Annotated in this window: 23 protein-coding genes; 10 read left to right on the top strand and 13 right to left on the bottom strand. The window is 46.6% G+C overall.

The window, feature by feature from the left end; translation table 11 throughout:
* Positions 1-47: 47 nt before the first annotated feature.
* From AC5WJX_RS07950 to AC5WJX_RS07940, 3 genes are all read right to left on the bottom strand, one after another.
* Entirely contained in the window at positions 48-488 is a 441-nt protein-coding gene (locus tag AC5WJX_RS07950; RefSeq protein WP_494484090.1) for a hypothetical protein, read from the bottom strand.
* A gap of 150 nt (positions 489-638) precedes the next feature.
* The gene (locus AC5WJX_RS07945; protein WP_494484089.1) at positions 639-2,075 is read right to left on the bottom strand and encodes a beta-helix domain-containing protein; all 1,437 of its coding nucleotides are present in this window, start codon (positions 2,073-2,075) and stop codon (positions 639-641) included.
* Between the two features lie 110 nt (positions 2,076-2,185).
* Positions 2,186-2,461: an isoleucyl-tRNA synthetase gene (locus tag AC5WJX_RS07940; protein ID WP_494484088.1), complete on the bottom strand. Its 276-nt coding sequence runs from the start codon at positions 2,459-2,461 to the stop codon at positions 2,186-2,188.
* 152 nt (positions 2,462-2,613) lie between these two features.
* Between AC5WJX_RS07940 and ileS the strand changes: the two genes are divergently transcribed.
* The 5 genes from ileS to AC5WJX_RS07915 all read left to right on the top strand — a co-directional run bounded on the left by ileS (position 2,614) and on the right by AC5WJX_RS07915 (position 8,271).
* Positions 2,614-6,012 carry an isoleucine--tRNA ligase gene (ileS, locus tag AC5WJX_RS07935; protein ID WP_494484087.1) on the top strand — a complete coding sequence of 1,133 codons (3,399 nt, stop codon included), beginning with the start codon at positions 2,614-2,616 and terminating at the stop codon, positions 6,010-6,012.
* Between the two features lie 4 nt (positions 6,013-6,016).
* Positions 6,017-6,400 carry a TraR/DksA family transcriptional regulator gene (locus tag AC5WJX_RS07930; RefSeq protein ID WP_494484086.1) on the top strand — a complete coding sequence of 128 codons (384 nt, stop codon included), beginning with the start codon at positions 6,017-6,019 and terminating at the stop codon, positions 6,398-6,400.
* A complete protein-coding gene (locus AC5WJX_RS07925; RefSeq protein ID WP_440428237.1) occupies positions 6,400-7,002 on the top strand; it encodes a lipoprotein signal peptidase in 603 nt (200 codons plus the stop codon). Before AC5WJX_RS07930 ends, AC5WJX_RS07925 begins: the two co-directional genes overlap by 1 nt.
* Positions 7,003-7,062: 60 nt before the next feature.
* Complete coding sequence (locus tag AC5WJX_RS07920) at positions 7,063-7,758, top strand: SIMPL domain-containing protein (protein ID WP_494484085.1); 696 nt, start codon at positions 7,063-7,065, stop codon at positions 7,756-7,758.
* Positions 7,759-7,962: 204 nt separating this feature from the next.
* Positions 7,963-8,271 carry a hypothetical protein gene (locus AC5WJX_RS07915; RefSeq protein WP_440428239.1) on the top strand — a complete coding sequence of 103 codons (309 nt, stop codon included), beginning with the start codon at positions 7,963-7,965 and terminating at the stop codon, positions 8,269-8,271.
* A 65-nt stretch (positions 8,272-8,336) separates the two neighbouring features.
* On the opposite strand, the gene serS is transcribed toward AC5WJX_RS07915, so the two are convergent.
* A complete protein-coding gene (gene serS / locus AC5WJX_RS07910; RefSeq protein WP_494484084.1) occupies positions 8,337-9,608 on the bottom strand; it encodes a serine--tRNA ligase in 1,272 nt (423 codons plus the stop codon).
* 36 nt (positions 9,609-9,644) lie between these two features.
* Here serS and rsmI point away from each other — a divergent pair, with 36 nt between their 5' ends.
* From rsmI to lnt, 3 genes are read left to right on the top strand one after another with little or no spacing between them, the layout of a single operon-like run.
* Positions 9,645-10,370, top strand: a complete 726-nt coding sequence (gene rsmI, locus AC5WJX_RS07905) for a 16S rRNA (cytidine(1402)-2'-O)-methyltransferase (protein WP_440428241.1) — start codon at positions 9,645-9,647, stop codon at positions 10,368-10,370.
* A gap of 14 nt (positions 10,371-10,384) precedes the next feature.
* Positions 10,385-11,122 carry a PH domain-containing protein gene (locus AC5WJX_RS07900; protein WP_494484083.1) on the top strand — a complete coding sequence of 246 codons (738 nt, stop codon included), beginning with the start codon at positions 10,385-10,387 and terminating at the stop codon, positions 11,120-11,122.
* 5 nt (positions 11,123-11,127) lie between these two features.
* Positions 11,128-12,768 carry an apolipoprotein N-acyltransferase gene (lnt, locus tag AC5WJX_RS07895; RefSeq protein ID WP_494484082.1) on the top strand — a complete coding sequence of 547 codons (1,641 nt, stop codon included), beginning with the start codon at positions 11,128-11,130 and terminating at the stop codon, positions 12,766-12,768.
* Positions 12,769-12,839: 71 nt separating this feature from the next.
* Here lnt and AC5WJX_RS07890 read toward each other — a convergent pair whose 3' ends face one another.
* Together AC5WJX_RS07890 and AC5WJX_RS07885 are read right to left on the bottom strand one after the other, a co-directional pair.
* The gene (locus AC5WJX_RS07890; protein WP_494484081.1) at positions 12,840-14,480 is read right to left on the bottom strand and encodes an NAD+ synthase; all 1,641 of its coding nucleotides are present in this window, start codon (positions 14,478-14,480) and stop codon (positions 12,840-12,842) included.
* Between the two features lie 62 nt (positions 14,481-14,542).
* The gene (locus tag AC5WJX_RS07885) at positions 14,543-15,217 is read right to left on the bottom strand and encodes a porin family protein (protein ID WP_494484080.1); all 675 of its coding nucleotides are present in this window, start codon (positions 15,215-15,217) and stop codon (positions 14,543-14,545) included.
* Positions 15,218-15,315: 98 nt separating this feature from the next.
* Here AC5WJX_RS07885 and gldB point away from each other — a divergent pair, with 98 nt between their 5' ends.
* Both gldB and AC5WJX_RS07875 read left to right on the top strand, forming a co-directional pair.
* The gene (gene gldB, locus AC5WJX_RS07880; RefSeq protein ID WP_494484079.1) at positions 15,316-16,350 is read left to right on the top strand and encodes a gliding motility lipoprotein GldB; all 1,035 of its coding nucleotides are present in this window, start codon (positions 15,316-15,318) and stop codon (positions 16,348-16,350) included.
* Positions 16,347-17,117: a patatin-like phospholipase family protein gene (locus AC5WJX_RS07875; protein WP_440428247.1), complete on the top strand. Its 771-nt coding sequence runs from the start codon at positions 16,347-16,349 to the stop codon at positions 17,115-17,117. Before gldB ends, AC5WJX_RS07875 begins: the two co-directional genes overlap by 4 nt.
* 217 nt (positions 17,118-17,334) lie before the next feature.
* Here the strand turns inward: AC5WJX_RS07875 and AC5WJX_RS07870 are convergent, their stop codons facing one another.
* The 7 genes from AC5WJX_RS07870 to AC5WJX_RS07840 all read right to left on the bottom strand — a co-directional run bounded on the left by AC5WJX_RS07870 (position 17,335) and on the right by AC5WJX_RS07840 (position 24,387).
* Entirely contained in the window at positions 17,335-18,054 is a 720-nt protein-coding gene (locus AC5WJX_RS07870; RefSeq protein ID WP_440428248.1) for a 2-phosphosulfolactate phosphatase, read from the bottom strand.
* 18 nt (positions 18,055-18,072) lie between these two features.
* Positions 18,073-19,152, bottom strand: a complete 1,080-nt coding sequence (gene gcvT / locus AC5WJX_RS07865; protein WP_494484078.1) for a glycine cleavage system aminomethyltransferase GcvT — start codon at positions 19,150-19,152, stop codon at positions 18,073-18,075.
* Positions 19,153-19,244: 92 nt separating this feature from the next.
* Complete coding sequence (locus AC5WJX_RS07860) at positions 19,245-20,447, bottom strand: glycosyltransferase family 4 protein (RefSeq protein ID WP_494484077.1); 1,203 nt, start codon at positions 20,445-20,447, stop codon at positions 19,245-19,247.
* A gap of 18 nt (positions 20,448-20,465) precedes the next feature.
* Positions 20,466-21,077, bottom strand: coding sequence for a ribonuclease HII (gene rnhB, locus AC5WJX_RS07855; protein WP_494484076.1), 612 nt, complete (start codon positions 21,075-21,077; stop codon positions 20,466-20,468).
* Between the two features lie 52 nt (positions 21,078-21,129).
* Complete coding sequence (locus tag AC5WJX_RS07850) at positions 21,130-22,275, bottom strand: ABC transporter permease (RefSeq protein WP_494484075.1); 1,146 nt, start codon at positions 22,273-22,275, stop codon at positions 21,130-21,132.
* A complete protein-coding gene (locus AC5WJX_RS07845) occupies positions 22,275-23,432 on the bottom strand; it encodes a glycosyltransferase family 2 protein (RefSeq protein ID WP_494484074.1) in 1,158 nt (385 codons plus the stop codon). The genes AC5WJX_RS07850 and AC5WJX_RS07845 overlap by 1 nt, the downstream gene beginning before the upstream one ends.
* Positions 23,410-24,387 (bottom strand): hypothetical protein, encoded by a 978-nt coding sequence (locus AC5WJX_RS07840; RefSeq protein WP_494484102.1) that lies wholly within the window; start codon positions 24,385-24,387, stop codon positions 23,410-23,412. The genes AC5WJX_RS07845 and AC5WJX_RS07840 overlap by 23 nt, the downstream gene beginning before the upstream one ends.
* Positions 24,388-24,416 lie beyond the last annotated feature (29 nt).

The raw sequence follows: 24,416 nt of genomic DNA, 5'->3' as shown, positions 1-24,416 counted from the left end.
CCTGCACATATCTGCGCAGGCTTTTATATGGTAGGCTTTTAGGTTTCTTATTGTCCCGGAGGGGTTGTTGTTCCAGAACCAGATCCGCCGGTTGTTCCACCAGTAGAGGTTCCACTGCCCGTTCCAGATCCTGTACCAGTACCTGCACCACCGGTAGTTCCAGAACCAGAACCACTGCCTGTACCTGTACTGCTGCCGCCGCCGCCAGTACCGCTGCCGGTTGTTGTACCACTACCTGTACCACCAGTACCTGAGCCTGTTCCGCCACTGCTTGATCCGCTAGTACTTGTTCCTGTTCCTGATGCACCACCAGAGCCCATTGTGCCGGTATTTGAAGTGTCCATCATACTTGTGTCGGACATGGTGGTATCCATCATGGAAGTATCCATTGATGTTGAATCACCACTTCCTTCACCGTTGTTGTTCGAACTACATGCTGCAAAGACCATCCCGGTAAATGCAAGAGTCATTAAGGCTTTAAATTTCATTGTTTTCTAGGTTTTCGGTTAATATTAGTTTGTTTTTCAGGTTATTATATTTCCATTATCCAGTACCAAAAAACCTGTAAAAATGTTTAACATAATCCGCTGAAAGGCCTAAAATTAAGTACAAACACCTCTAAATCAGTATTTTTCCCCTTAGTCCCAGTTTGCCCAGCTGCCAGTGTTCGCCCAGGAATCTGTTGTGCCAAGCGCACCGCGATAGGTTACTCTGGCCATGTCGTTCATATCTGTATTTTTTCCAACGCTGCCGAAGTTAGCGCCCTTAAGCGCCGGCGAACCAACCTGTGGTCTGAAGTCTGGTGCAGCACCTGCCTGATACAAGCCACCAAACATGTAACCAGCGATGTCGGTGATCAACTCGTTGTTATTTGCACGGGTTTTCGTGGTCTTATTTCCAGTTTGCGTAGCCCAGTTGGCAACATCGGCATCTGGATTTATGATTACCCCTGAAGGGCCGCTATCGAAGTTAAAGGCCCAGGCTTCATTGTCTGCGTTAACCAGATTGTATCGGAATTCAGAGTTCTCTTGAACGGAGTTGTCTACCAGATAAGGTTTTGTTTTCGGACATAACATCAAACCGCCATAGGTATAACCAGCGATGATGGAGTTCTGGATCGTGAACCTGGTGTTCTTGCGAATGTACACGCCTTGACTTTGGTCCGTTTCGGGTTGCGCTTCCGCAGGGCCCACAATGGTCATGTTCGAGATCACCGGGTGGGTGTATGGTAGTACTTCGGTGGCATCTTTATCGTTCAGGCTCTCTACGCCATTTGCACGGATACCTACTTTTGATGCCGAAGGACGGTAAGAAATGACGAACTGCAGACGACCGGTATAACCACGATCAAAGTCGAAGTTGTCATCACCATTGTCGTAAGAGATCAGGAATTTGCCGTTTACTTTACCACCTACGAACTGGAACCCGTCATCTCTGGAGTGTTTCACCATCACGTTTTCCAGGGTAGTTCCTGATCCAACACCGCCAAGCAATAGTCCGCTGGCATGATCGATCGCCCATTCTTCTTCGTTTTCAGGGTTTAAAGCACCGGTGTATTCCAGGCGAAGGAACTTAATGGAACCGGAATTGTCATTTTCTTCAACGCCACCAAATTCAGTATCAGGTGTTTCTTCCATTCCGGCGATATGCATTACACCACCAGCGCCGTTTGTAGCTGCTTTACCTAAAACGATTAGGCCTACCCAATCGCCCGGCGCAGGCTTAGCTGCAGCGGAGGTAAAAACAACAGGTTTTTCAACGTCGCCGTTCACATTGATCTTTGCACCACGTGTGATAATCAAAGCACCTTTATCTTCCATTTTTTCCGCCGGTTCTACCATAATGGTTGTACCTGCAGCGATGGTTAAAGCGACATTACCCTTTACGAACACTCTTCCTTTTAGAACATAATTATTATCCGGAGTAAGCTCCGTATTTTTCGTTATCTCTCCACTTAAAACCAGGGTCGCCTTTTCCGGTCCGGGTATAAACTCATCCTGATCTTTCTTACAGGAGAACAATGCAGTAGCGCACAACAAAGCCAATGTGAGGCCTGTTTTGAAATTCAATTTCATATCGTTGTTGGTTGATGTAAGGCAAAGTTAGGTCCGGCAAATGACTACTTCAGTTTTGAGGCGCATATTGATTAAAAAGCGAGTAATAAAAAACAAGTTTTCACACTTTTTCACGGACGAATTTGCTCGTTTGCCGGCGCATCTGGGTCAGGTAAATTTGGATCAATCTCCGGGTTAAGCTGTACAGCCCCATCTCCATCTTTTTTAGCGAAGAGGATTGGATAAAGAAACATTAGGGCACCAAGAATAAAAAGCAATCCCGAAGCTTCTAAAAAGTACACTGCAACATCTTCCTTCTGTTCTCTAAGTAGCAGATATACGACAAGAGAAATGATTCCGAGGATAATGGCAATTACAGCTTTCTGAAGTTTGAGAACTTTAATCATGGTGTTTTTGGTATAAATTAATAATTCCTGTGAAACACATTGCACAAAAATCAATCCAAGGCGTAAAATGCTTGATATTTAACACTAAGAATACCGTTTTTAAATACAAAAGCTTAACTTTGCATCCTTAATTTTTTGGAGATACTGGATTGATGTATAGGGAATTTAAACAACTGGAACTAGCTAAAATAGGAGAAGAAATACTGGCGTTTTGGAAGAAAGAACAAATCTTCGAGAAGAGCATTTCGACAAGACCTGAAACGCAGCCTTTTACTTTTTTTGAAGGACCTCCTTCGGCCAACGGTATGCCTGGCATACACCACGTAATGGGCCGTGCAATAAAAGACATCTTTTGCCGCTATAAAACCCTTAAAGGTTTTCAGGTGAAACGTAAAGGTGGCTGGGACACCCATGGCTTGCCTATTGAGCTTGCTGTGGAGAAAAAACTCGGCATCACCAAGGAAGATATCGGTAAGAAAATTACCGTAGAGGAATACAATGCTGCCTGTAAGGAAGAGGTTATGAAGTACACCGATGTATGGAATGACCTGACCGAAAAAATGGGCTATTGGGTAGACCTTGAAAATCCGTATATCACTTACCAAAACGAATACATTGAAACCCTTTGGTGGATCTTAAAATCTTTCTACGAGAAAGGTTTGATCTATAAGGGCTACACCATACAACCTTATTCACCTGCTGCTGGTACCGGCCTGAGCTCGCATGAGCTGAATCAGCCTGGCACTTACAAGATGCTTAAGGATACTTCCATCACCGCACAGTTCTTCCTGAAAAAAGATCAGGAACATCCACTGATGCCAGTGCTGTTTGAAGATGATGCGGAAGAAACGGCAATCGTTGCCTGGACAACCACACCTTGGACCTTACCGTCTAACGGTGCTTTAGCGGTTGGCGAAAAGATCAGCTACGTGAAAGTGAAAACGTTCAATCCTTACACCTACCTGCCGGTAAGTGTGGTGGTTGCGAAAGATCTTGTTGGCAAACACTTCAAAAAAGATGCGCAAGGCCTATCCTTCGAAAACTATAAAGGTGGTGATAAGCTAATTCCTTGGCAAATTGCAGCGGAGTTTACCGGCAAGGAGCTTGTTGGTCTGCGTTACCACCAGCTGATGGATTACGTGACTTCGGATGAGCTGAAAGAGAAAGCTTTCCGCGTGATCCCTGCGGATTATGTAACCACGGAAGATGGTACGGGTATCGTACATATCGCTTCTGCCTTTGGTGCAGACGATTTCAGGGTTGCCCGTGAAAGTGGTGTACCTGCAGTGATGGTTAAGGATGCTTACGGCAATGAACTGCCTTTGGTGAATAAACAGGGTAAGTTTGTTGATGAAGTAACGGACTTCGCTGGCCGTTTTGTGAAAGAAGAGTTCTACAGCGATGAAGAACGTCATGCTGCAGATTTCAAATCAACTGATGTACTGATCGCGATCAAGCTTAAAGAGGACAACAAAGCATTTGATGTAAAAAAATATGAACACAGTTATCCGCACTGCTGGAGAACTGATAAACCGGTATTGTATTATCCTTTGGATAGCTGGTTTATCAAAACTACAGCCGTTAAGGAGAAACTTGTTGAACTGAATAAAGGCATAAACTGGAAGCCAGAAGCTACAGGCACCGGTCGTTTCGGTAACTGGCTGGAGAACCTGGTAGACTGGAACCTTTCACGCTCGAGATACTGGGGTACCCCACTTCCGATCTGGCGCACAGAGGACGGTCAGGAAGAGTTATGCATTGGCTCTATTGCTGAACTAAACAGCGAAATCCAGAAATCTGTTGAAGCGGGTTTCATGGACGCGAGTTTTGAGCTTAAGGATATGCACCGCCCGTATGTGGATGATGTGATCCTGGTATCACCTACTGGCCGCAAGATGAGACGGGAAGCCGATCTGATCGACGTATGGTTCGACAGCGGCGCCATGCCTTACGCGCAATGGCATTTCCCATTTGAAAATAAAGAAGCGTTTGAGAACGCCTACCCTGCTGACTTTATCGCAGAAGGTGTGGATCAAACTCGTGGCTGGTTCTTTACCTTACACGCCATCGCGGTGATGTTAAGTGAAACCAGTGAGGAGATTAAAGCCATCAACGAACGTGTTGGCAACCCAGGTGTCGCTTTCAAAAACGTAGTTTCTAACGGACTGGTACTGGATAAAAACGGTAACAAGATGTCGAAACGTCTTGGTAACGGTATCGATCCTTTCAGCACGATTTCTACTTACAGCGCTGATGCCACCCGCTGGTACATGATCAGCAATGCATCCCCATGGGATAACCTGAAGTTCAACATAGACGGCCTGGATGAGGTGCGCCGTAAGTTCTTCGGAACCTTATACAACACGTACTCGTTCTTTGCGTTATATGCAAACATCGACAAGTTTGTGCTGGATAAAGATAACCAGACTCCAGTGGCTGAACGCAGCGAGCTGGACCGCTGGATCCTTTCCTTGTTACAGACCTTGGTTGCCGAGGTAGATGAAAGTTTTAATACTTACGAGCCGACCAGAGCAGCACGGGCAATCCAGACCTTCGTGGATGAGCATTTGAGCAACTGGTACATCCGTTTATCGCGCCGCCGCTTCTGGAAAGGTGAGATGACCGCAGATAAAAAGGCCGCTTACGAGACCTTGTACACCTGCTTGACCAGCATCGCGCAAATGATGTCGCCTATTGCGCCATTCTTCGCCGACTGGTTGTACCAGAACCTGACCGTTTCAGAAGATCAACCTGCGAAATCCGTACACCTGACCTTCTGGAAGGCTGCAGATGAATCGCTGATCGACCTGGAACTGAATGCCCGCATGGAGCTGGCACAGAACATCTCTTCTATGGTCCTTGGACTAAGAAAGAAATCGGCCATCAATGTTCGTCAGCCTTTAGCGAAGATCTTAATCCCGGTATTGGATCAGCAGCTTGCTGCACGTATTGACCTGGTTAAAGATTTGATCCTTTCTGAAACCAATATCAAGGATATCGAGTACATCACCGATACCGTTGGGTTCATCACCAAGAAGATCAAGCCGAACTTCAAGGCTTTAGGTCCTAAAGTTGGAAAGAGCATGAAGCAAGTTGCTGAAGCCATCACCAGCCTGGATCAGGAAAGCATTAACACGCTTGAAGCAAATGGTGAGATCGAAATCAAGGTTCAGGAGCAGAGTTTTATGATCTCTACTGCTGATCTGGAGATCATTGCCGAGGATATTCCGGGATGGCAGGTATCCAACATGGGTAAGCTAACCGTGGCATTGGATGTGACCATCACGCCAGCGCTTAAGCAGGAAGGTTTATCCAGGGAGCTGATCAACAGAATTCAGAACCTGCGCAAGGAACTTGGATTTGAGGTTACCGACAGGATTCGTGTGGAAGTACAAAAACACGATTTGATAGCAACAGCGCTGACGCAAAATAAGGAATACATTTGTTCGGAAATTCTGGCAGATGATCTTATATTAGCAGATAACCTGGTTGATGGAAACAAAACAGTGATAGATGACGTTGAACTACAAATTTTGTTAATTAAAAAATAAAATAATGGAAAAGACTACGAAGACAAGGTATTCAGACAGCGAACTTCAGGAATTCAAAACATTGATCCAGGAGAAGTTACGCATGGCCAGAGAGGAATTCTTGTCATTAAGCAACTCGCTAAGCAGCCCGAACTCAAACGGAACTGAAGATACATCAGGTACTTACAAAACGCTGGAAGATGGTTCAGCAACGCTGGAGAAAGAACAATTAAACCAATTGGCAGCACGCCAGAAGAAATTTATCGATAACCTGGAGAATGCATTGGTGCGTATCGAGAACAAAACTTACGGCATTTGCCGGGAGACGGGTAAATTGATTCAGAAAGAGCGCTTAATGGCTGTGCCACATGCAACACTTAGCATGGAAGCAAAACTGAAGCAGGTGTAATGAAAGGCTATACTAAACCTTTATTAATAATATTTTTAGTATTACTTATTGACCAGGCTTCCAAGATTTGGATCAAGACCAATATGTCTATGGGTCAGGAGTTCAACATCCTTGGAGAATGGTTTATCATTCATTACACTGAAAATAATGGAATGGCCTTTGGGTTGGAATTTGGCGGGGAGTTCGGTAAGCTGGCTTTATCCTTATTCAGAATTGCAGCTGTAGGCGGTATCGGCTATGGGCTGCACTATTTAATCCGACACAAGTACCACAGAGGGCTCATCCTTAATGTAGCCCTCATCTTTGCCGGCGCACTGGGTAATATCATTGATTCGGTATTTTACGGTGTGATCTGGAACTATGCGGGCCTTTTTCATGGCCGTGTAGTCGATATGTTATACTTCCCAATACTGGAAGGTGTATTCCCTGAATGGGTGCCCATTTGGGGCGGAGAAGATTACATCTTTTTCAGGCCAGTATTCAACATTGCAGATGCAGCGATATCTGTCGGTGTTGTGCTGATCATGATCTTTCAAAGCCATTACTTCAAAGAAGAAGTTGTTGAAGAAATCGGCATCAATAACGAGATCGTCGAGGACTAATAAAGCCGGGCATGTAGCATTTTCATATCTTGCTGCGTTTAACAGATAAACACACAACATATGAAAAAGCTATTTGCCCTGGCCTTTGTTGCCCTTTTTTCCCTGAGCGCTGTTGCACAACAAGTAGACCTTCGTAAGAAGATCACCGTGAGCGGCGTTGCCGAATCTGAAGTCACCCCCGACATCATCTACGTAGGTATCTCGCTTAAAGAATACTTCAAGGATAATAACAGTAAGAACAGAATAGAAATAACCACGCTGGAAAATCAACTGTTCCGTGCGGTACAACAAGCTGGTCTTCCTAAAGAAAGCCTTACGGTAAACAGCCTTTCTGCTTACGCCACCCGTGATAAGAAGAAGAACCCGGAATTCTTAGCCAGTAAGCAATACCGCCTGAAGGTGAACGACCTAAACAGGTACAACGACATCATTGCTGCTATTGACCCTAAAGGCATCGCCTACACGAACATTGAGAGCTATGACTACTCTAAGATCGAGAGACTGAAGCTGGAGCTTAAAGTAAAGGCCCTGCAGAATGCGAAGCAGAAAGCAACCTTCCTGGTAGAGTCTTTAGGTGATAAGCTGGGCAGTGCCCTGGATATTCAGGAGATCAATAATGAAGTGTTCCCACAAGCTTATCGGGCAAATACCATGATGATGAAATCTGCCGCAGCAGATATGGAATCCGCTGCAGAGATCGACTTCAAGCAAATTAAACTCAGCTATACCATCAACGCAGTATTTGAGATTAAATAATTGTTTAGTAGACTAGACAATTTAAGCCTGTGGATCAGCTAAACTATTAATCTTTAGGCAATCAAATTATAAAAGGCAGGTCACACTGCCTTTTGCATTTACGACCTTCCGGGCGGTAAAGCGACCACTTCAGCCAGCTATTTTGAGTACATTAATTTTTTGGTAGGTTTTTTGTTCTTAGCGAGTTAATTAAAACGAAATCATATGAAAAAATTAGTTTACGCTTTAGCGCTTGTATTTATCTTAGGATTTAGTGCAAACCCAACCATGGCTGCAGACCGTAAGGACAAAGTTGAGCTTACCGCTGAACAACAGGTGCAGTTGAAAAGAATTACCGACCGTGTGGAAGAGATTAAAAACATGGACAAATCGGACCTTTCTAAATCAGAAAGAAAAGCATTACGTAAAGAACTTAAAGAAATGAAAAACCAAGCCCGTGCAATGGGTGGAGGTGTTTACCTTTCTGTAGGAGCAATTATCATCATCGTTCTGGTACTTATCCTGATCTTATAATCATCTACCTCATAAAAAAGCCCCTGCTGGAACATCCAACAGGGGCTTTTTTTGTTGCAGGACACTTAGTCGATATACTCGAAGCCTGTGTATTTCACTAATGCTTCCGGGATCTTGATCCCTTTATCTGTCTGATTATTTTCAAGAATAGAAGCCACAATCCGAGGCAATGCCAAGGCACTACCATTCAGCGTATGTGCAAGCTGTGTTTTTCCGCTCTGGCCCTTAAAACGCAGCTTCAGACGATTTGCCTGGTAGGTTTCGAAGTTAGACACAGAGGACACCTCCAACCAACGCTGTTGCGCTGCACTCCAAACCTCCATGTCGTAGGTCATTGCAGAAGTAAAGCCCATATCACCTCCACACAGACGTAATACGCGGTAATGCAGACCAAGTTCCTGAAGCAGACTTTGAACATAGCTGCTCATTTCTTCAAGCACTTCGTATGATTTAGATGGGTGAACGATCTGTACCACCTCTACCTTGTCAAACTGGTGCAGTCGGTTCAGGCCACGCACATGTGCACCATAAGAACCCGCTTCGCGGCGGAAACATGGTGTATATGCCGTATGCTTAACAGGTAATTCTTCTTCTTTAAGGATCACATCACGGTAAAGGTTGGTCACCGGAACCTCCGCGGTCGGGATCAGGTACAGGTTGTCCATACCCGCATGGTACATCTGGCCTTCTTTATCCGGCAGCTGCCCGGTTCCGAAGCCTGAAGCCTCGTTCACCATGTGCGGCACCTGTACTTCGCGGTAACCCGCAGCGGTAGCATGGTCCAGGAAGAAGTTGATCAACGCGCGTTGTAAGCGCGCACCTTTACCCTTGTAAACCGGGAAACCAGCACCTGTGATCTTTACCCCCAGTTCGAAGTCGATGATGTCATACTTTGCAGCAAGCTCCCAGTGCGGCAAAGCACCTTCAGGCAATGCAGCAGGCTCACCGTGCAGCGAAACCACTTCATTGTCATCCGCGGTCGTACCAGCTTTCACCAGATCATTCGGCAGGTTCGGCACTTGTACCAGCAGGTTGAATAATCGTGCTTCAATGTCGGCCAGTTGCTCAGACAGACCTTTGATCTGCTCTTTGTTGCTGCCGGTCTGTGCTTTCAAGGCTTCCGCCTCCTCTTTCTTACCGGTACGCATTAGCTCACCGATCTGGCGTGCGCTGGAGTTTGCTATAGCCGATATCTGATCCAGGGAAGTTTGGGTTTGCTTACGCTCCTCATCCAGCTGAATGATCTGATCTACCACCTCATTCTGTTTGAAATTACGTACACTTAAGCGTTCTAAAACTTTCTCTCTATTATCACGGATATAGTTAACTTGCAGCATTATTAATTATTTTTTTTTACCAAAGATAACAAGAGTTTGGAGAATAATACGTTTGGTAAGCTATTTCTGGTGCCTACACCCATCGGCAACCTGGAAGATATGACCTTCAGGGCCATCCGCATTTTGAAGGAAGCTGATGTCATTTTAGCCGAAGATACCCGCACCAGTGCACCACTATTAAAACACTTCGGCATAGACAAAAAGGCCTACTCCCACCACCAGCATAACGAGCATAAAGCGACCTCAGAGATCATCCGTTTCTTAAAAGAAGGCAAGCTGGTGGCGCTGATCTCCGATGCCGGTACACCTGCGATATCAGATCCTGGTTTCTTCCTATCCAGGGAGGTCCTCAAAGAAGGCATTGCCATAGAATGTTTACCGGGTGCCACAGCCTTCGTGCCGGCGCTCGTGAACTCTGGATTACCCACAGATGCCTTTGTATTCGAAGGCTTCCTGCCGGTGAAGAAGGGCCGGCAGACGCGCCTTAAAAAGCTCGCCGAAGAAGAACGCACCATGGTGCTTTACGAAAGTCCCCACCGCCTGCTGAAAACGCTTGAAGAATTCGAAGAATACTTCGGTGAAGACCGCCAGGCATCTGTAAGCCGCGAGCTTACCAAGATGTATGAAGAAACCGTCCGGGGCAGCATCGCTGAAATAAAATCACACTTCACAAACAATATCCTGAAAGGAGAATTCGTAATTTGTGTAGCAGGAAAACCTGAAGAAAAAAAGAGCAAATCAAAGGATAAAGACTACAAATAAACACACAGACCACCATGATGATACCTGATAAGTTTCTGCTTGATGAACAAGACCCGAAAGCTATAGATAAAGTCCTTGGAAAACTTACCGACATGCTGAGCAGCAACGAAGAACTGCTTTACATTGCCGTACAGAAGAAACCTGCTGTGAACTTGCTGCCCGACTGCATCGCCGTAACCAGCAAACGCATTTTCTACTGCGAACCAGGCAACCTGGGCATCACCATGAACTTCAAAGACATTTCCTGGAAGAGCATTCATGAGGTGTCCTTCAAAGAAGAGTTGTTTGGCGCTAAATTCACCTGCACCCCGGTTCAGGGCGTACCGTTGGTCACCGACTTCATCCCGAAAGTGCAGGCCAGAAAGTTATATCAGGTTACTTCTGAGCAACTGGAGCTCTACAAAGAACAGGCATTACTGTTGGCCCGCGAAACTCAAGGCATCAAGGAAGCAGCAAAAGGACCTTTATTCCAGGACACTGAGCAGTTTGAAGAAGCTGTAATTGTTGAAAATGCGGAGCTGCCTGCTGCTGGTAATACCACAAACGGTTTTCCTACCGAGGCGCAGCCGGAGCAAACGATACCATCGGTACCAGGTACCTCTCAGACCCCTGCCCTTGCCGCAGCGTCTGTTGAAGAGCCTGAAGACGAAACCACGCTGAAACTGCGAAAACTAAAATCCCTGTACGATAAACAGCTGATTACCCTCGAAGAATACGAAGCTAAAAAAGCAAGTATTCTGGATAGCTTTTAAGATAAATGACGCAAAAACAAACGTACCTGCTGGCAGTGCTCAGCGCTTTCCTCATGTGGCTCGCATGGCCGCCCATCCCGTTTACCGCTCCGCTATTACTTATTGGCCTGGTGCCCCTGTTTATCGCCTTACAGGCGATATGTAAAGATGGGCAGCCTGAAACCAGTAAACGCATCTTCAGAACCGCAGGATTAACCTTCCTGCTCTGGAATACCGCCAGCATCTACTGGGTGTACAACGCCATCGTTGCTTACAATGATCCAATCACAGCATTTCTGGTTAGCCTGATTCCTTTTGGATTGGGCGCATTGCTCATGACCACCGCCTTCTGGCTGTATTTCCGCTTGGCACAGGTCAGCAGCACCAGGATTGCTTACCTTGGACTGATCTGTTTCTACATCGGCATGGAGTATCTGCACCAGAGCTGGGACCTTGCCTTCCCATGGATGACCTTGGGTAACGGCTTCGCCAGCATGCACCAACTGGTGCAATGGTATGAATATACCGGGGTTTACGGCGGTTCCCTCTGGATATTATTGAGCAACATCATGGCTTTTGAAGCCTTTAAAGCATACAAAGCCTATAAAGGTTACCCCGGTTACAGGCTCGGGATCTTCTGGCTGATCCTGATTATCATACCCATGGCCATATCGCTGAGCCGCTACTTCAGCTATGAAGAGAAAAGCATGCCGGTAAACGTGGTAACGGTGCAACCCAACATAGATCCCTACAAGAAACTGGGCGATCTTCCGGTGGCAGAGCAGATGCGTATTCTGACCCATCTGTCTGACTCCGTTGCACAACCCAACACCGAATACTTCCTATGGCCGGAAACCGCCCTGGCACAGTACAGCGAAGAAGAAACGATCCGCGACAGCCGCGAATACGCCACCATGCGCGCATTCATATCGAAATACAAGAACGGAAACCTGATCACAGGTATTGAAACTTTAAACAAATACAACGACCAGCGCACGATAAGCGCCAAAAAGGATTATGAAAGTGGTATTTATTACGACAACTACAATGCAGCCATCCAGGTTGAAAATTCATCCAACGTACAGTTTTACCATAAATCCAAACTGGTACCAGGTGTAGAACAGATGCCTTTCCCAACGGCACTGGCCTTTCTGGCACCGATATTCTCCGAACTTGGCGGTAGCGTCGGTGGCTATGGCTGGCAGGAAGAACCTGGCGTATTCTTTTCCCAGAACGGTGTGGGTGTAGATCCCGTGATCTGCTATGAATCCATCTGGGGTGACTGGGTGCGCCGCTCCGTAAAAGATGGTGCGCAGTTCATCGGTGTCATCACCAACGATGCCTGGTGGGGTAATACTTCCGGTAAAGAACAGCATCTGCTGTACGCAAAATTAAGAGCCATTGAAAACCGAAGATGGGTGGTGCGTTCCGCAAACACCGGTATTTCCGCTTTCATCGACCAACGCGGCGACATCACCAAACGCAGTAAATGGTGGGTAGCAACCGCGCTTAAAGCAGACATCAACCTGAACAGCGACATCACCTTCTACACCAAAAATGGAGATATTATAGCAGTCCTGGGTAGCTTCATCGGCATTGTCATGATCTTCATCATTCCTGTACAGGATTACAGACGTAAAAGGGCGCTGAAGCCAAAACAAGCTTAATCAAATACACCCCAAAAGAAAAAGGATAAGCAAACGCTTATCCTTTTTCTTTTAAAAGCATCAGGGATGCTCTAAGAAAGGTATTTACCGGTAAGTGGCATCCTTCTGCCCATACCAAAAGCTTTTGGCGACACCCGCAAAATTGGCGGGGTCTGGTAGCGCTTAAACTCCGCGTTGTTCACCATCTTGATCACCTTGCGCACCAGCGCTTCATCGAAACCTTGTGCAATGATCGCTCTCGACGATTGCCGCTGCTCAATGTACAACTGCAGGATCCTGTCCAGCTGATCATAATCCGGCAAAGAATCCGAGTCTTTCTGGTCTGGTCTAAGCTCTGCCGAAGGTGGTTTCACAATCGTATTTTCCGGGATAATTTCACGGTCTTTGTTGATATATCTTGCCAGTTGGAAGATCTGCGTTTTATATACATCCCCAATCACACCAATAGCACCGCACATATCGCCATACAAGGTGCCATAGCCCACCGCACACTCACTCTTATTCGAGGTGTTCAATACGATATAGCCGAACTTGTTAGACATCGCCATCACGATAATACCGCGGCAGCGGGCCTGAATGTTCTCTTCCGTTACGTTAAACGGCAGATCCTTAAACACAGGTGCCATCATTTGATCAAAGGCATCCGCAGCATCCTTGATCGGAATCACCTCATGCATACAGCCAATGTTGTTCACCAGGTCCATCGCATCATCTATGGAATGATCCGTAGAATATTTCGAAGGCATCAATACCGCCATCACGTTCTCCGGCCCTAAAGCACGACAAGCCAGTGCACAAACAATAGCCGAATCGATACCGCCAGACAGGCCCAATACAGCCTTGCTAAAACCGGATTTCTTAAAGTAGTCCTGAATACCCAGAATCAGCGCATCATGGATCTGTGCCACGTCAGGCAGCGCCTGGTGTTCAATTTGCTGCAGCCCTCCAAGACCCTTACCGTCAAACTCGTAAACTTTAAAATCTTCCTTGAAGTATGCCATTTCATCCAGCAGGTTGCCCGCCTGATCAAAGGCTAATGAACCGCCATCAAAGATGATCTCCGTTTGTGCACCAACCTGGTTCACATACAGCAAGGGCAGCTGGTACTGTTTTGCGTTACCCGCCAGGATCTCTACCCGTTCATCATCGTGCAGGTAAGAGAATGGCGAAGCCGCGATGTTGATCATCAGCGAAGGCTGCTGTCTGATCAGTTCATCCATCGGATTAGACACGTAAAGCGGATTATCATTAATGTTCCACAGGTCCTCACAGATGGTCACCGCAATTTTGTGCCCCATAAATTCGACACAATCGAACGTAAGCGCAGGTTCAAAATAGCGGTATTCATCAAAAATATCATAGTTTGGAAGCAAAGCCTTTTTAATTACAGCCTTTACCTCCCCTTTTTCTATAAAATACGCAGCGTTAAAAAGATCTTTTCCTGCGATCTGCGGATTATTTACCGGTAAACCGATGATACAAGCAATATCCTGGGTATGTGCAGCAATCTCTTGTGCAGATTGCTCACAAAGCTCTATAAACTCATCAAACTCCAGGAAATCGCGGGGCGGATAACCGCAAAGGGCCAGTTCCGCAAACACCACCAGGTCGGCACCTGCTGCCTTTCCTTTTTCCAGGCTTTCAATGATCTTCTTCGTATTCAATTCAAAATTACCGATCTGGTAATTCAGCTGAGCAAGGGCTATCTTCATTATTCAAGAATATGATTCAGTAATATTGGGCAGCCTAAGCAAGCTGCCCCACAAATAAGGTCTTAGAAGAATACGGCAAGGTTTAATCCCACATAGTGGTTACGTACGTTGCGGTTCTTGTCATCGCTGATATCCGTGAACCCATTGTTAAAGGTTAAACCCACCGAAACGCTGGTATGCGTATCCAGGTCGAACTCCCCACCAGCACCAAGAATCAATCCCGCTCGGTAGAAGTTCGTTAAATCCTTGATGTTCCTGTCCTCAACAATCTTTCTGCCAGATAAAGAGACATCCTGTTTAGCGCCGATGTTGAAATCGTTAGATAAACCGAATTGTCCGTACCATACCAACTCGCCTACCTTGGAAGTCCGAAGCTTAATGGTCAATGGAATTTCAATGTACTGCAACTTGTATTTCAGGCCATAAGCAAGCTTTGCCGGGTCATTAACATCATGGTAAGGCGCTGGGTTGATCTCTGTACTTTTACCATTGATGGTGGTGATGGTCAACCCTGTAGAGAAGCTATAGTTTTCCGCGAAGTTGAAATCACCGAGCAAACCATAAGAAAAGCCAATACTGGTACCATCCGCTTTGCCACCTTCCGGTTTTAACCAGCCGAAGGTTGGATGTGCGGTTAAGCCGAGTTTGAAATCATTTCCTAGTGGACCATTCTGCCATTGCGCGAATGCGCTTCCTGTTAAACAAAAGAAGAGTAGAGTAAATAAGATTTTTTTCATACAATTTAATAATAGGCCTCAGCAGCCAGGATTACACATTTCAATTGACACCGCCATTGTTGCAGGATTAAGCCCTGATCTGTCTATATTTGTTCAACATGAACAATACGGTTAAGTTTTCCCAAATCTATCTTTTTTTTGCCGCTCTGCTTATACTATTTTCCTGCAAGCAGAACAAGCGCCCTGATGTAGAAGACATTAAATTGGATATTTCCATAGCACGTTTTGACCGGGATATCGTAGCTGGCATGGCTAAAGGCCCAACGCAAACCGATGCAGACCTTGCCAAAAAATACGGCAACTTTTACCAGGATTACATTAACCGCATTGTTGGAAATGGTGCCTATTCCGGTCCGGAGATTCTCGATGTCTTATATCAGGATCAGGCCTTTAAAGACCTGAATCATGATGCCGACAGCGTGTTCAAAAACATGGCGCCCATTGAAAAGGATCTCACAACGACCTTCAAATACATCAAACACTATTACCCGGAGGTGAATGTCCCTAAGTTTATCGCTTTCGTATCCGGATTTGAAGTGCAGGCACCTGTTGGCGACGGATACATGGGCATAGGACTGGACATGTTCCTGGGTAAAGACAGCCGTTTTTATCCCGCCATTGTACGCAGTGTGCCGATGTATCTTTCCCGGCGTTTTAGCCCGGAGTATGTTGTTCCACGATTAGCAGAAACTTTTGCCCGCGAGGAGCTTTTTCCGGAGCGTGATGAAGACCGTACCTTGCTTTCAAAGATGATCCATAACGGAAAGATCCTGTATTTCATGGATCAGGTGCTTGATGAAAAGGTGCCGGATTCCGTAAAGATCGGCTATACAGACCAGCAACTGGGCTGGTGTACTAACTACGAAGGCAACATCTGGGGCTATTTTATGGAGCATGAACTACTGTTTAAAACCGACTACCAAAAGATCCAGGTGTACCTGAGCGAAGGCCCTTTTACGCCAGGATTGGGCGAAAAGAACCAATCGGCACCAAAATTGGGTGTATGGATGGGCTGGCAGATCGTAAGGAAATACATGAAGGAAAATCCGGAGGTAACCTTGCAAGCGCTGATGGCGGAGCGGGATGCAGAAAAAATCCTGCATGCGTCCAAATATAAACCAAGGCAGAAATGACAAAAGTAGGGATTGTACTATCCGGTGGCGGCATCAGAGGCATAGCGCATTTAGGCGTGCTTAAGGCATTTTCAAATGCCGGTGTACAATTCAGTCATATCAGTGGCACCAGCGCAGGTTCTATTGCCGGAGCTTTTTATGCCTCTGGTGTAGACCCCGAAGAAGGACTCAAGATATTCCTCAAAACCAAACTGCTGCGCTTCATCCGTCCTGCACTGCAGGGATTAGGCCTGATCAATATTGAGCGCACCACGGCGCTGTTCCAGACCTACTTCCCGGATGATCGCTTTGAAAGCTTAAAGATCCCCCTGACCATCGCCGCGACCAACTTCAGCGAGGGCAGGATTGAATACTTCAATCAGGGACCGCTCATCCGTACGGTTCAGGCTTCCAGCTGCATTCCCGGTATCTTCAGTCCGGTGATGATCAACAACCAGATGTATGTAGATGGTGGCATCCTGAACAACTTCCCCATCGAGCCGCTGGTGGGCAACTGTGATTTCATTATCGGTTCTTCCTGTAACCACCTCAATCCGGTGGAGAAGATCACCAAGATCCGGGCACTGATGGGCAGGGCCTTCCTGATGTCCATCAACAAGGATATGGAAGAGAAATCACCTTTATGCGACGTGCTGATTGAGCCGAAAGGCATGGGTGAGATAAAAACCTTCGATACCGCAAAAGCGGAAACCATTTACTGGTTGGCCTATGAGGAAACACTCCGCGCCATCCACACCAACGAGAAGCTGAAGCAACTGCTCGGCTAAAGCAACGTTCCCCATTTAAATCCATTTTGCTATGCATTTGCAAGGTACTTTAACCGTGCTTGCTACGGCTCCGTACGTACAAAGCACGTAGCAACCACGGTTCAAGTACGCCGCAAGCACCTTGCAACACCAGGCTTTTTTGCCACCCTGTTACAAGCAAAAGGCCCCATGCAGCAAATGCATAGGGCCTCTTTATTTGAAAAGTAAAATGTACTTATTAAGCTTTGTTCAGCGCAACCAGGGCATCTCCCACCAGTACGGGAATGGCCTGGCAAATGTTCAACTGCAGGCAGAACTTAACATCTTCGCCGATGTTCAGAGCCGCAAGTCGGTGACTGTGCGAGGATTTGGTCATGTAGGCACCTAGATCATGTTCTGCAAGCCCGTAAAGATCCTCGGCCATCACCGAGGAATCGTCGAACACGGTGAATTCAGAACGAAGTTCTTTCACCACTGCGCCGGCAAACAGCGTATCTTCAAGGTTTGCAGAATCCTTCCAGCCTGCGCATAACAACAAAACATCCTGAGGTTGTTTTCTTAACCAGTCGCAGAGCGACTGCAGGTTCAGGAAGGAACCGATAACCACCTGGTGTGCTGTAGCACGCGCCATGTGCAGGGCTTTCGTGCCGTTTGTAGTTGTTAAAACAACGGTTTTACCGGCAACATGCTCCGCAGTATAAGAAAAGGGAGAGTTTCCGAAATTGTAACCTGTAACCACTTCGCCGTTGCGCTCTGCAGCAAGCAGGTAACCATGATCTGCATACTTTAAACAATCTTCAACCTGGGCAACCGGGATAATGGAGCTTGCACCATTATCAATGCCATAAACCATGGAAGAGGTTGCTCTTAAGATGTCGATTACAACAACAATACTATCTTTTATATCATAAAGCCCCAATAAAGCGGGCGTTAAACAAACTTCAATCTTTCTCGACATGTAATATATGGGTACGGCTTATTTATAAAAAGGGAACTTCACTAGCTTAGCTTTCACTTTGTTGTTGCGGATACTGATGTAAATCTCGCTGCCTTCTTTCGCGAATTCTTTAGCTACATAACCCATTCCGATGGCTTTTTGAAGTGATGGCGACTGCGTTCCAGAAGTTACCCTTCCAATTTTGTTACCTTCTGCATCTACAATTTCATAATCATGACGCGGAATACCACGGTCGATCATTTCAAAACCTACCAGTTTGCTTTTTACACCAGCTTCCTTTTGTGCTTTAAGCGCTTCGCTGTTGGTAAAGTTCTTGGTGAATTTGGTGATCCAACCTAAACCTGCTTCAATTGGCGAAGTGGTATCGTCGATATCATTTCCATACAAGCAGAAGCCCATTTCCAGTCTCAGGGTATCACGGGCACCTAGTCCGATCGGCTTAATGCCCAATTCCGCACCCGCTTCGAAAATAGCATCCCAGATTTTATCAGCGTGTTCGTTGTCGAAATAGATCTCGAAACCACCTGCACCAGTATAACCGGTTGCAGAAATCAACACATTATCCACGCCTGCAAACTGGCCTTTAACAAAGGTATAGTACTCCATAGAGGCTAGGTCTACCTCGGTAAGGCTTTGCAGTGCTTCGGCAGCTTTAGGGCCTTGTACGGCAAGTAAAGAGGTCTTATCAGAGATGTTGTGCATCTCCACCTCTTGTGTATTGTATTTCTGGATCCAGTTCCAGTCTTTTTCAATGTTGGAAGCATTAACAACAAGCATATAGGTTTTCTCATCAATGCGATAAACCAGCAGATCATCTACAATACCGCCATCTTCATTGGGCAGGCAGGAGTATTGGATCTTGCCATCATACAATTTAGAAGCATCATTGCTGGTAACACGTTGAATAAGATCTAAAGCATTTTCGCCTTTCAAGATAAACTCACCCATGTGCGATACATCAAATACGCCGACGCCTTGTCTTACTGTTGCGTGTTCGGCATTGATGCCTTCATATTGCACCGGCATGTTGTAGCCAGCAAAGGGAACCATCTTAGCACCTAAGGATATGTGTTTGTTTGTTAAAGCGATCTCTTTCATCTGTTTAGATTCGTGTTTGCTGCTGAATCCATCAGGATGTTGATGAATTCATGCTTTGTTGTTAAAAATTGCGAGCAAAAGTACACAAATTTTTAAGCATTAAGTAGTTGCAGATATACCTGAAACATCCTTTGCGATACGCCGGAGATGTCGTATTCGCGTTCTGCAGTTTTTCTGGCCTGTTGGCCGATTTCCTTCCATTTTCTGGATTGGGTGAGGCACTGGAGGATGTAGCGGTAGAACTCGTCGGGGGTGTCGGCGAGCAGAATGTCTTTGCCGTGTTCGCAGGCAATGCCTTCTGCGGCAATGGTAGTAGCAATGATACATTTGCCCATGGCCATGCCTTCCAGGATCTTTACCCGCATACCGCTGCCGGAGAGCATCGGCACGATCATGATGGCTTTGGAGTTCATGAATTCCACGGCATCGAAGATCTCCCCTTCTACCAGTACATTATCAGAGTCGTATTCGAAGAACTTCTTGGGCATGTTGCGACCGGCAATATAGAAGCGCAGCTCGCTGTTCAGCTCTTCAATGTCTGGCCATACTTCATCCAGGAACCACTCGATGCCTTCCCGGTTGGGCAGCCAATCCATGGAACCCAGGTGGAACAGCGTTGGGAAGTTGGGGCTGGCAGGATCTACTTTATACTGCTCAATATCCAGGGATACTGGGAAGACATCAACACTGGCTTCACAGCCCAGCTTGATGATGTGGTGCCGGTCCGGTTCGGATATGGCGAAGACCCGGTGAAAGCGGTTGATCTGTTCACTTTCATAGGCTTTCAGGCGATGGGCCAGGAACTCCAGGTATTTACGCTTGGGTCTGAACTTTTCTCCTTGGGAAAGTCGCTCCCAGACATCAAACAGCATGTTATGTGCGCGGTAAATCAGCCTTGCTTTACTGTTGGCTTTTACCACATCAAGGTAAGGCACCACGAAAAGACTTTCGAACTGGATGATGTCGAACTCCGTTTCCCGGAGTATGTCTTCCAGCATTCTGGCGGCTTCATCATCATAGAACCTGGAAATGTTATAAGATTCGTTCGAAAAGATGTTGAACAAGGCGCCAATCAGGTTGGCATCTGTGTTTACGCTGTAATGGTGGAACTTGATCGCATCGAACACGGGATCATAGATGTCCTCAACATCGACCTGGTGCTCATTGGGATTAATGCTGAACAAGGTGATATCTACGCCCATACGAAGCAGGCCCTTAATTGTGTTATAAACAACTATAGGATATCCGCTCTTCGGCGGAAAAGGGACCCGGTTTGTAATGAAAAGCGTTTTCAATTTACTGAAAGTACAAATTTATACGACAAGATCAGGCATACCGTCAAATTGCGGGTGACTGATCGTAAAGGTTCTTCTATGATATGGTGTTAATCCTCTTTCAATAGATACCAGGCGGTGTGCAGCTGTTGCATAGCCTTTATTTTGATGCCACTCATATTCCGGATGCTCCAAAGCGATATTGGCCATATAATCATCACGGTATGTTTTCGCGAGAATCGAAGCCGCTGCGATGTTCAGATACTTGCCGTCGCCTTTAACGATGCAGGCATGTGGGATATCTGAATAGGGTTTAAAGCGGTTCCCATCGATCACCAGGTATTGCGGAATAACCATAAGCTGGTCAATGGCGCGGTGCATGGCCAGGAAGGAGGCATTTAAAATATTAATCTCATCAATCTCGTTGTTGTCCACTACACCTACTGCCCAGCAGATGGCTTGTTTCTGGATTACCTCACGCATCTCCAGACGTTGTTCCAGGCTAAGTTTCTTGGAGTCGTTCAGGATCTTGGATTTGAATTTCCGTGGAAGAATGACAGCAGCAGCATATACCGGACCTGCAAGGCATCCTCTGCCCGCCTCATCACAGCCTGCTTCGATCAGTTCTTTTTGGAAACAATTGATTAACATACCGCAAAGTTAAGGATAATGCAGCTGAAGAATTCAAGGGAAAAAGTAATTTTTAAATCGTTACGTTCTGTGATTTGACATCAAAGGCATCTCTTAAGCCGATGGCAAGTACGTTGAAGGCGTAGACGGTGAGCATGATGGCCAGTCCAGGTAGTACGGCGAGGTATGCGGCATCCATGATGATGTAGCCATAATGCTCCTTGATCATGGTGCCCCAGCTTGGCATTGGTGGCTGTGCACCGAAACCCAGGAAGCTTAGCCCGGTTTCGAGCAGGATGGCCGAGGCAAAGTTTGCGGAAGCGACCACCAGGATGGGGCCGGCAATGTTCGGCAGGATGTGTTTGATGATGATGCGGCTGGTGGGAAAGCCCAGCGCCTTGGAAGCTTCTACGAACTCCACTTCTTTGAGTGCCATGACTTGTCCGCGGACAAGCCTTGCGACATCTACCCAGGTTGATAAGCCGACAGCGATGAAGATCTGCCAGAAGCCTTTACCCAGGGCAAAAGAGATGGCAATGACCAGCAGTAAGGAGGGCAATGACCAGATCACGTTCATGAACCAGCTGATTGCGGCGTCTACTTTGCCGCCAAAATACCCGGCAAGTGCACCTAAGCTGATGCCGATCAATAAGGAGATGATCACCGCCATAAGGCCTACGGAAAGTGAAACCCTGATGCCGAGGATGAGCCTGCTGAGTAGGTCGCGGCCATAGATGTCGGTACCCAACAGGAAGCGCTGCTCGTAAATGTTGCTCTGGATAAATTGCGCTTTCAGCTGTTCTGGCGTTGCGTTCAGATCGCAGCTGCTGCAGATGTCTTTGATGTTGTACACTTTGCTTTCGCCGGGTTCATCATCGCCGATGTAAGCTGCTGCTTCGACCTTCGTGCCTGTAATCTTGTAGCTGTTTATGGGTATGCTTTTGAAGTTGGCTTCCTGTCCATACAGCATTTTTTCAAAGATGTTGACCTGCTGGATGGATGGATTTCGGTTGATGACCAGAAAGCTGAAACTGCGGCCAGGCTTTTTATTGCTGAGCTGCAGGTGCATGGTGTTGGCCATAGGCGTTTGATCCGGAGTTACGAGGTAACCCAAAATCCCGATGATCATGGTGGCCAGGATGAACAGCAGGCCGCCGACAGCGAATTTGTTCTTTTTGAACTTCTTCCAGATCTTTTTTGAAGGGCTGTGATCATTCATTAGCGAACCATCCTTCCTTTCCAACTGTACTTACCGGAGTTGCCGGCAATACCGATATAGATGATGTAAATGATGTGCAGGATGTTTAACAAAGGCAAAAGTTGCATGAGTTCCGGTCTGCGGGCAAATTGAATAACTTTTTTCAAAAACAGGAATTCTATCAGCAATTTTATACAGAACTGAAGAAATGCGAGGGATAACAGCTGCGCCCCCCCGGCGATGTTGAACAGCAACATCGCTGTGCCAGCTAGCAGGTTTAGCAGGATGCTCAGGTTAAATAACCAGACCAGCACACCGAGCACAATGATCGACTTGTTCTTGTACCTGGTGCTTTTTGAAGCCCAACGTTTACGTTGCTGTATAAACTCCCGCAGGGTTGGCTTGGCCTGGGTATACACGACGGCTTCGTGGTTCTTGAGGAAACCGATCTTGTTGCCGTATTTGTCGGCCATTTTGTGCAGCAGCAACTCGTCATCGCCAGAGGCAAGGTCATCGATACCTTTAAAGCCACCAACTTCATGGAAAGCCTGACGCTCATAGGCCAGGTTGGCGCCGTTGCAGGTTGATGGTTTGTTGTTACCAATGGTAGAGGCGCCCATGCCGATCAGGAACAGGAACTCCAGGGATTGTGCCCTTTCAAAGCGGCTCTGCTCTTCGAAGTATACCACCGGAGAGGAGATCATTTTGTAACCACCCTCCTGGTAATAGCTCACGATGGTTTTAAGCCAGTTCGGACCCATGCGGCAGTCTGCATCCGTCGTGATGATGAGATCGCCTTTGGCACCGCCTATGGCCGTTTCAATGGCTTTCTTTTTATAGGAATTGATGGTATTGCTTTCGTTCAGGCTGATCAGGCTGATGCCTTGTGCAGCATAGGAGCTGATGATGGCGCCGGTATTGTCTGTAGAATGGTCGTCGATAAAGATGATCTCCAGGTATTCCTTCTCGTAATCCTGCGCCAGCAAATCTTCTATGGTTTTGCTGATGTTTTCGGCTTCGTCCCGGGCAGCAATGATTATAGAGACTTTTATGGGCTGGTGTTTGCGGTAGGTAAAGGTTTTCAGCGCTTTCCAACCTTTTATGAACCAGAGGATTACACCCAGGTAAAGTAACGTCAGCAAAAGGGATAATACACTAGTTACGTTTAAGACTTCCAAAGAAATTAAGTTTAAAGACGAAATAGGATCCTAATATAGCAGGAATAATAATATTAATAAGCCAGATGCTGGCGGTGCAGGCCACTACAGGTGCACTTTGGTCGGTGATGAATTCGAAGAAGAATAAGGCTGTCACACTTCGGATACCAATGTCGAACAGGTCTAGTGATGGCAGATTGGATTGTATGAAAAACAGGATGCAGACCATCATCAGCACATCAGTGAAATGCAGGCTTGGTATCAGCCAGAAAAACATGATGAAATATTGGGTGCTGAATACGGCATATCTCGCCAGGCAGTAAAGCAGTATTCTCAGGAGCTCGGCCTTTCGGTACCGGGCCAGGATCGTGTAGAACTTCTTGTATTTTCTGGTAAAGCGCATGGAGAGCAGCAGCCCATTTAGCCATTTGATGTTGAAGTAGAATATGGCCAGAAAGGAGCAGAAGATAAAAGCGATGGTGCAGAGGAACAGGAAAAACAGGTCGTCCATCGGTTTGAAACGGTAAATGAAAATGCACAGGGCGATGGAACCGAAGATGTTGGTGAGCACCATTTGTCCGATGTTACCCACAGCCATCGCTACTGCCCCGATGATCCGCCGTTTAGGCGAAAGAAAAAAGACACGCCCGCCATACTCCCCTATCCGGTTCGGTGTGAATACCGCCCAGGTAAGTCCACAGAATACCGATTCTACCGCTTTCCAAAGACTAATGCGCTCAATTGGTGCTATAAGTCTTTTCCATTTTACTGCTTCCAGGCCCCAGTTTACAAGCATCAGCAGGAACACGAGCGAGATAACGGCAATGATCTGTACGGAAGGAATGCGGTGGATGAGGTCAAGAAATCCTTTGAGGTCCTGGTTGGCGCTAAGCTTGACGTAGATGAAGTAAAAGGCAAATACGACAACGCCAATTTTGATCAGATTAGATATGATGGTCTTGTATCGGGGTGTTATACTTTTTGCGCTCACTCTCTGCAAATATG

Source organism: Pedobacter sp. NEAU-ZC8, assembly GCF_059278965.1.
The sequence above is the reverse complement of the archived record's forward strand: the minus strand, read 5'-3'. Positions and strand labels throughout refer to the sequence as shown.

What these genes read in the sequence shown, in the direction of transcription:
- serS (WP_494484084.1), bottom strand. Translation starts at nt 9,608, where the DNA reads ATGCTGCAAGTTAACTATATCCGTGATAATAGAGAGAAAGTTTTAGAA.
- AC5WJX_RS07920 (WP_494484085.1), top strand. Translation starts at nt 7,063, where the DNA reads ATGAAAAAGCTATTTGCCCTGGCCTTTGTTGCCCTTTTTTCCCTGAGC.
- AC5WJX_RS07875 (WP_440428247.1), top strand. Translation starts at nt 16,347, where the DNA reads ATGACAAAAGTAGGGATTGTACTATCCGGTGGCGGCATCAGAGGCATA.
- AC5WJX_RS07930 (WP_494484086.1), top strand. Translation starts at nt 6,017, where the DNA reads ATGGAAAAGACTACGAAGACAAGGTATTCAGACAGCGAACTTCAGGAA.
- ileS (WP_494484087.1), top strand. Translation starts at nt 2,614, where the DNA reads ATGTATAGGGAATTTAAACAACTGGAACTAGCTAAAATAGGAGAAGAA.
- AC5WJX_RS07950 (WP_494484090.1), bottom strand. Translation starts at nt 488, where the DNA reads ATGAAATTTAAAGCCTTAATGACTCTTGCATTTACCGGGATGGTCTTT.
- AC5WJX_RS07890 (WP_494484081.1), bottom strand. Translation starts at nt 14,480, where the DNA reads ATGAAGATAGCCCTTGCTCAGCTGAATTACCAGATCGGTAATTTTGAA.
- AC5WJX_RS07940 (WP_494484088.1), bottom strand. Translation starts at nt 2,461, where the DNA reads ATGATTAAAGTTCTCAAACTTCAGAAAGCTGTAATTGCCATTATCCTC.
- gldB (WP_494484079.1), top strand. Translation starts at nt 15,316, where the DNA reads ATGAACAATACGGTTAAGTTTTCCCAAATCTATCTTTTTTTTGCCGCT.
- AC5WJX_RS07945 (WP_494484089.1), bottom strand. Translation starts at nt 2,075, where the DNA reads ATGAAATTGAATTTCAAAACAGGCCTCACATTGGCTTTGTTGTGCGCT.
- AC5WJX_RS07885 (WP_494484080.1), bottom strand. Translation starts at nt 15,217, where the DNA reads ATGAAAAAAATCTTATTTACTCTACTCTTCTTTTGTTTAACAGGAAGC.
- AC5WJX_RS07870 (WP_440428248.1), bottom strand. Translation starts at nt 18,054, where the DNA reads ATGTCGAGAAAGATTGAAGTTTGTTTAACGCCCGCTTTATTGGGGCTT.
- AC5WJX_RS07915 (WP_440428239.1), top strand. Translation starts at nt 7,963, where the DNA reads ATGAAAAAATTAGTTTACGCTTTAGCGCTTGTATTTATCTTAGGATTT.
- gcvT (WP_494484078.1), bottom strand. Translation starts at nt 19,152, where the DNA reads ATGAAAGAGATCGCTTTAACAAACAAACACATATCCTTAGGTGCTAAG.
- lnt (WP_494484082.1), top strand. Translation starts at nt 11,128, where the DNA reads ATGACGCAAAAACAAACGTACCTGCTGGCAGTGCTCAGCGCTTTCCTC.
- AC5WJX_RS07925 (WP_440428237.1), top strand. Translation starts at nt 6,400, where the DNA reads ATGAAAGGCTATACTAAACCTTTATTAATAATATTTTTAGTATTACTT.
- AC5WJX_RS07900 (WP_494484083.1), top strand. Translation starts at nt 10,385, where the DNA reads ATGATGATACCTGATAAGTTTCTGCTTGATGAACAAGACCCGAAAGCT.
- AC5WJX_RS07850 (WP_494484075.1), bottom strand. Translation starts at nt 22,275, where the DNA reads ATGAATGATCACAGCCCTTCAAAAAAGATCTGGAAGAAGTTCAAAAAG.
- rnhB (WP_494484076.1), bottom strand. Translation starts at nt 21,077, where the DNA reads ATGTTAATCAATTGTTTCCAAAAAGAACTGATCGAAGCAGGCTGTGAT.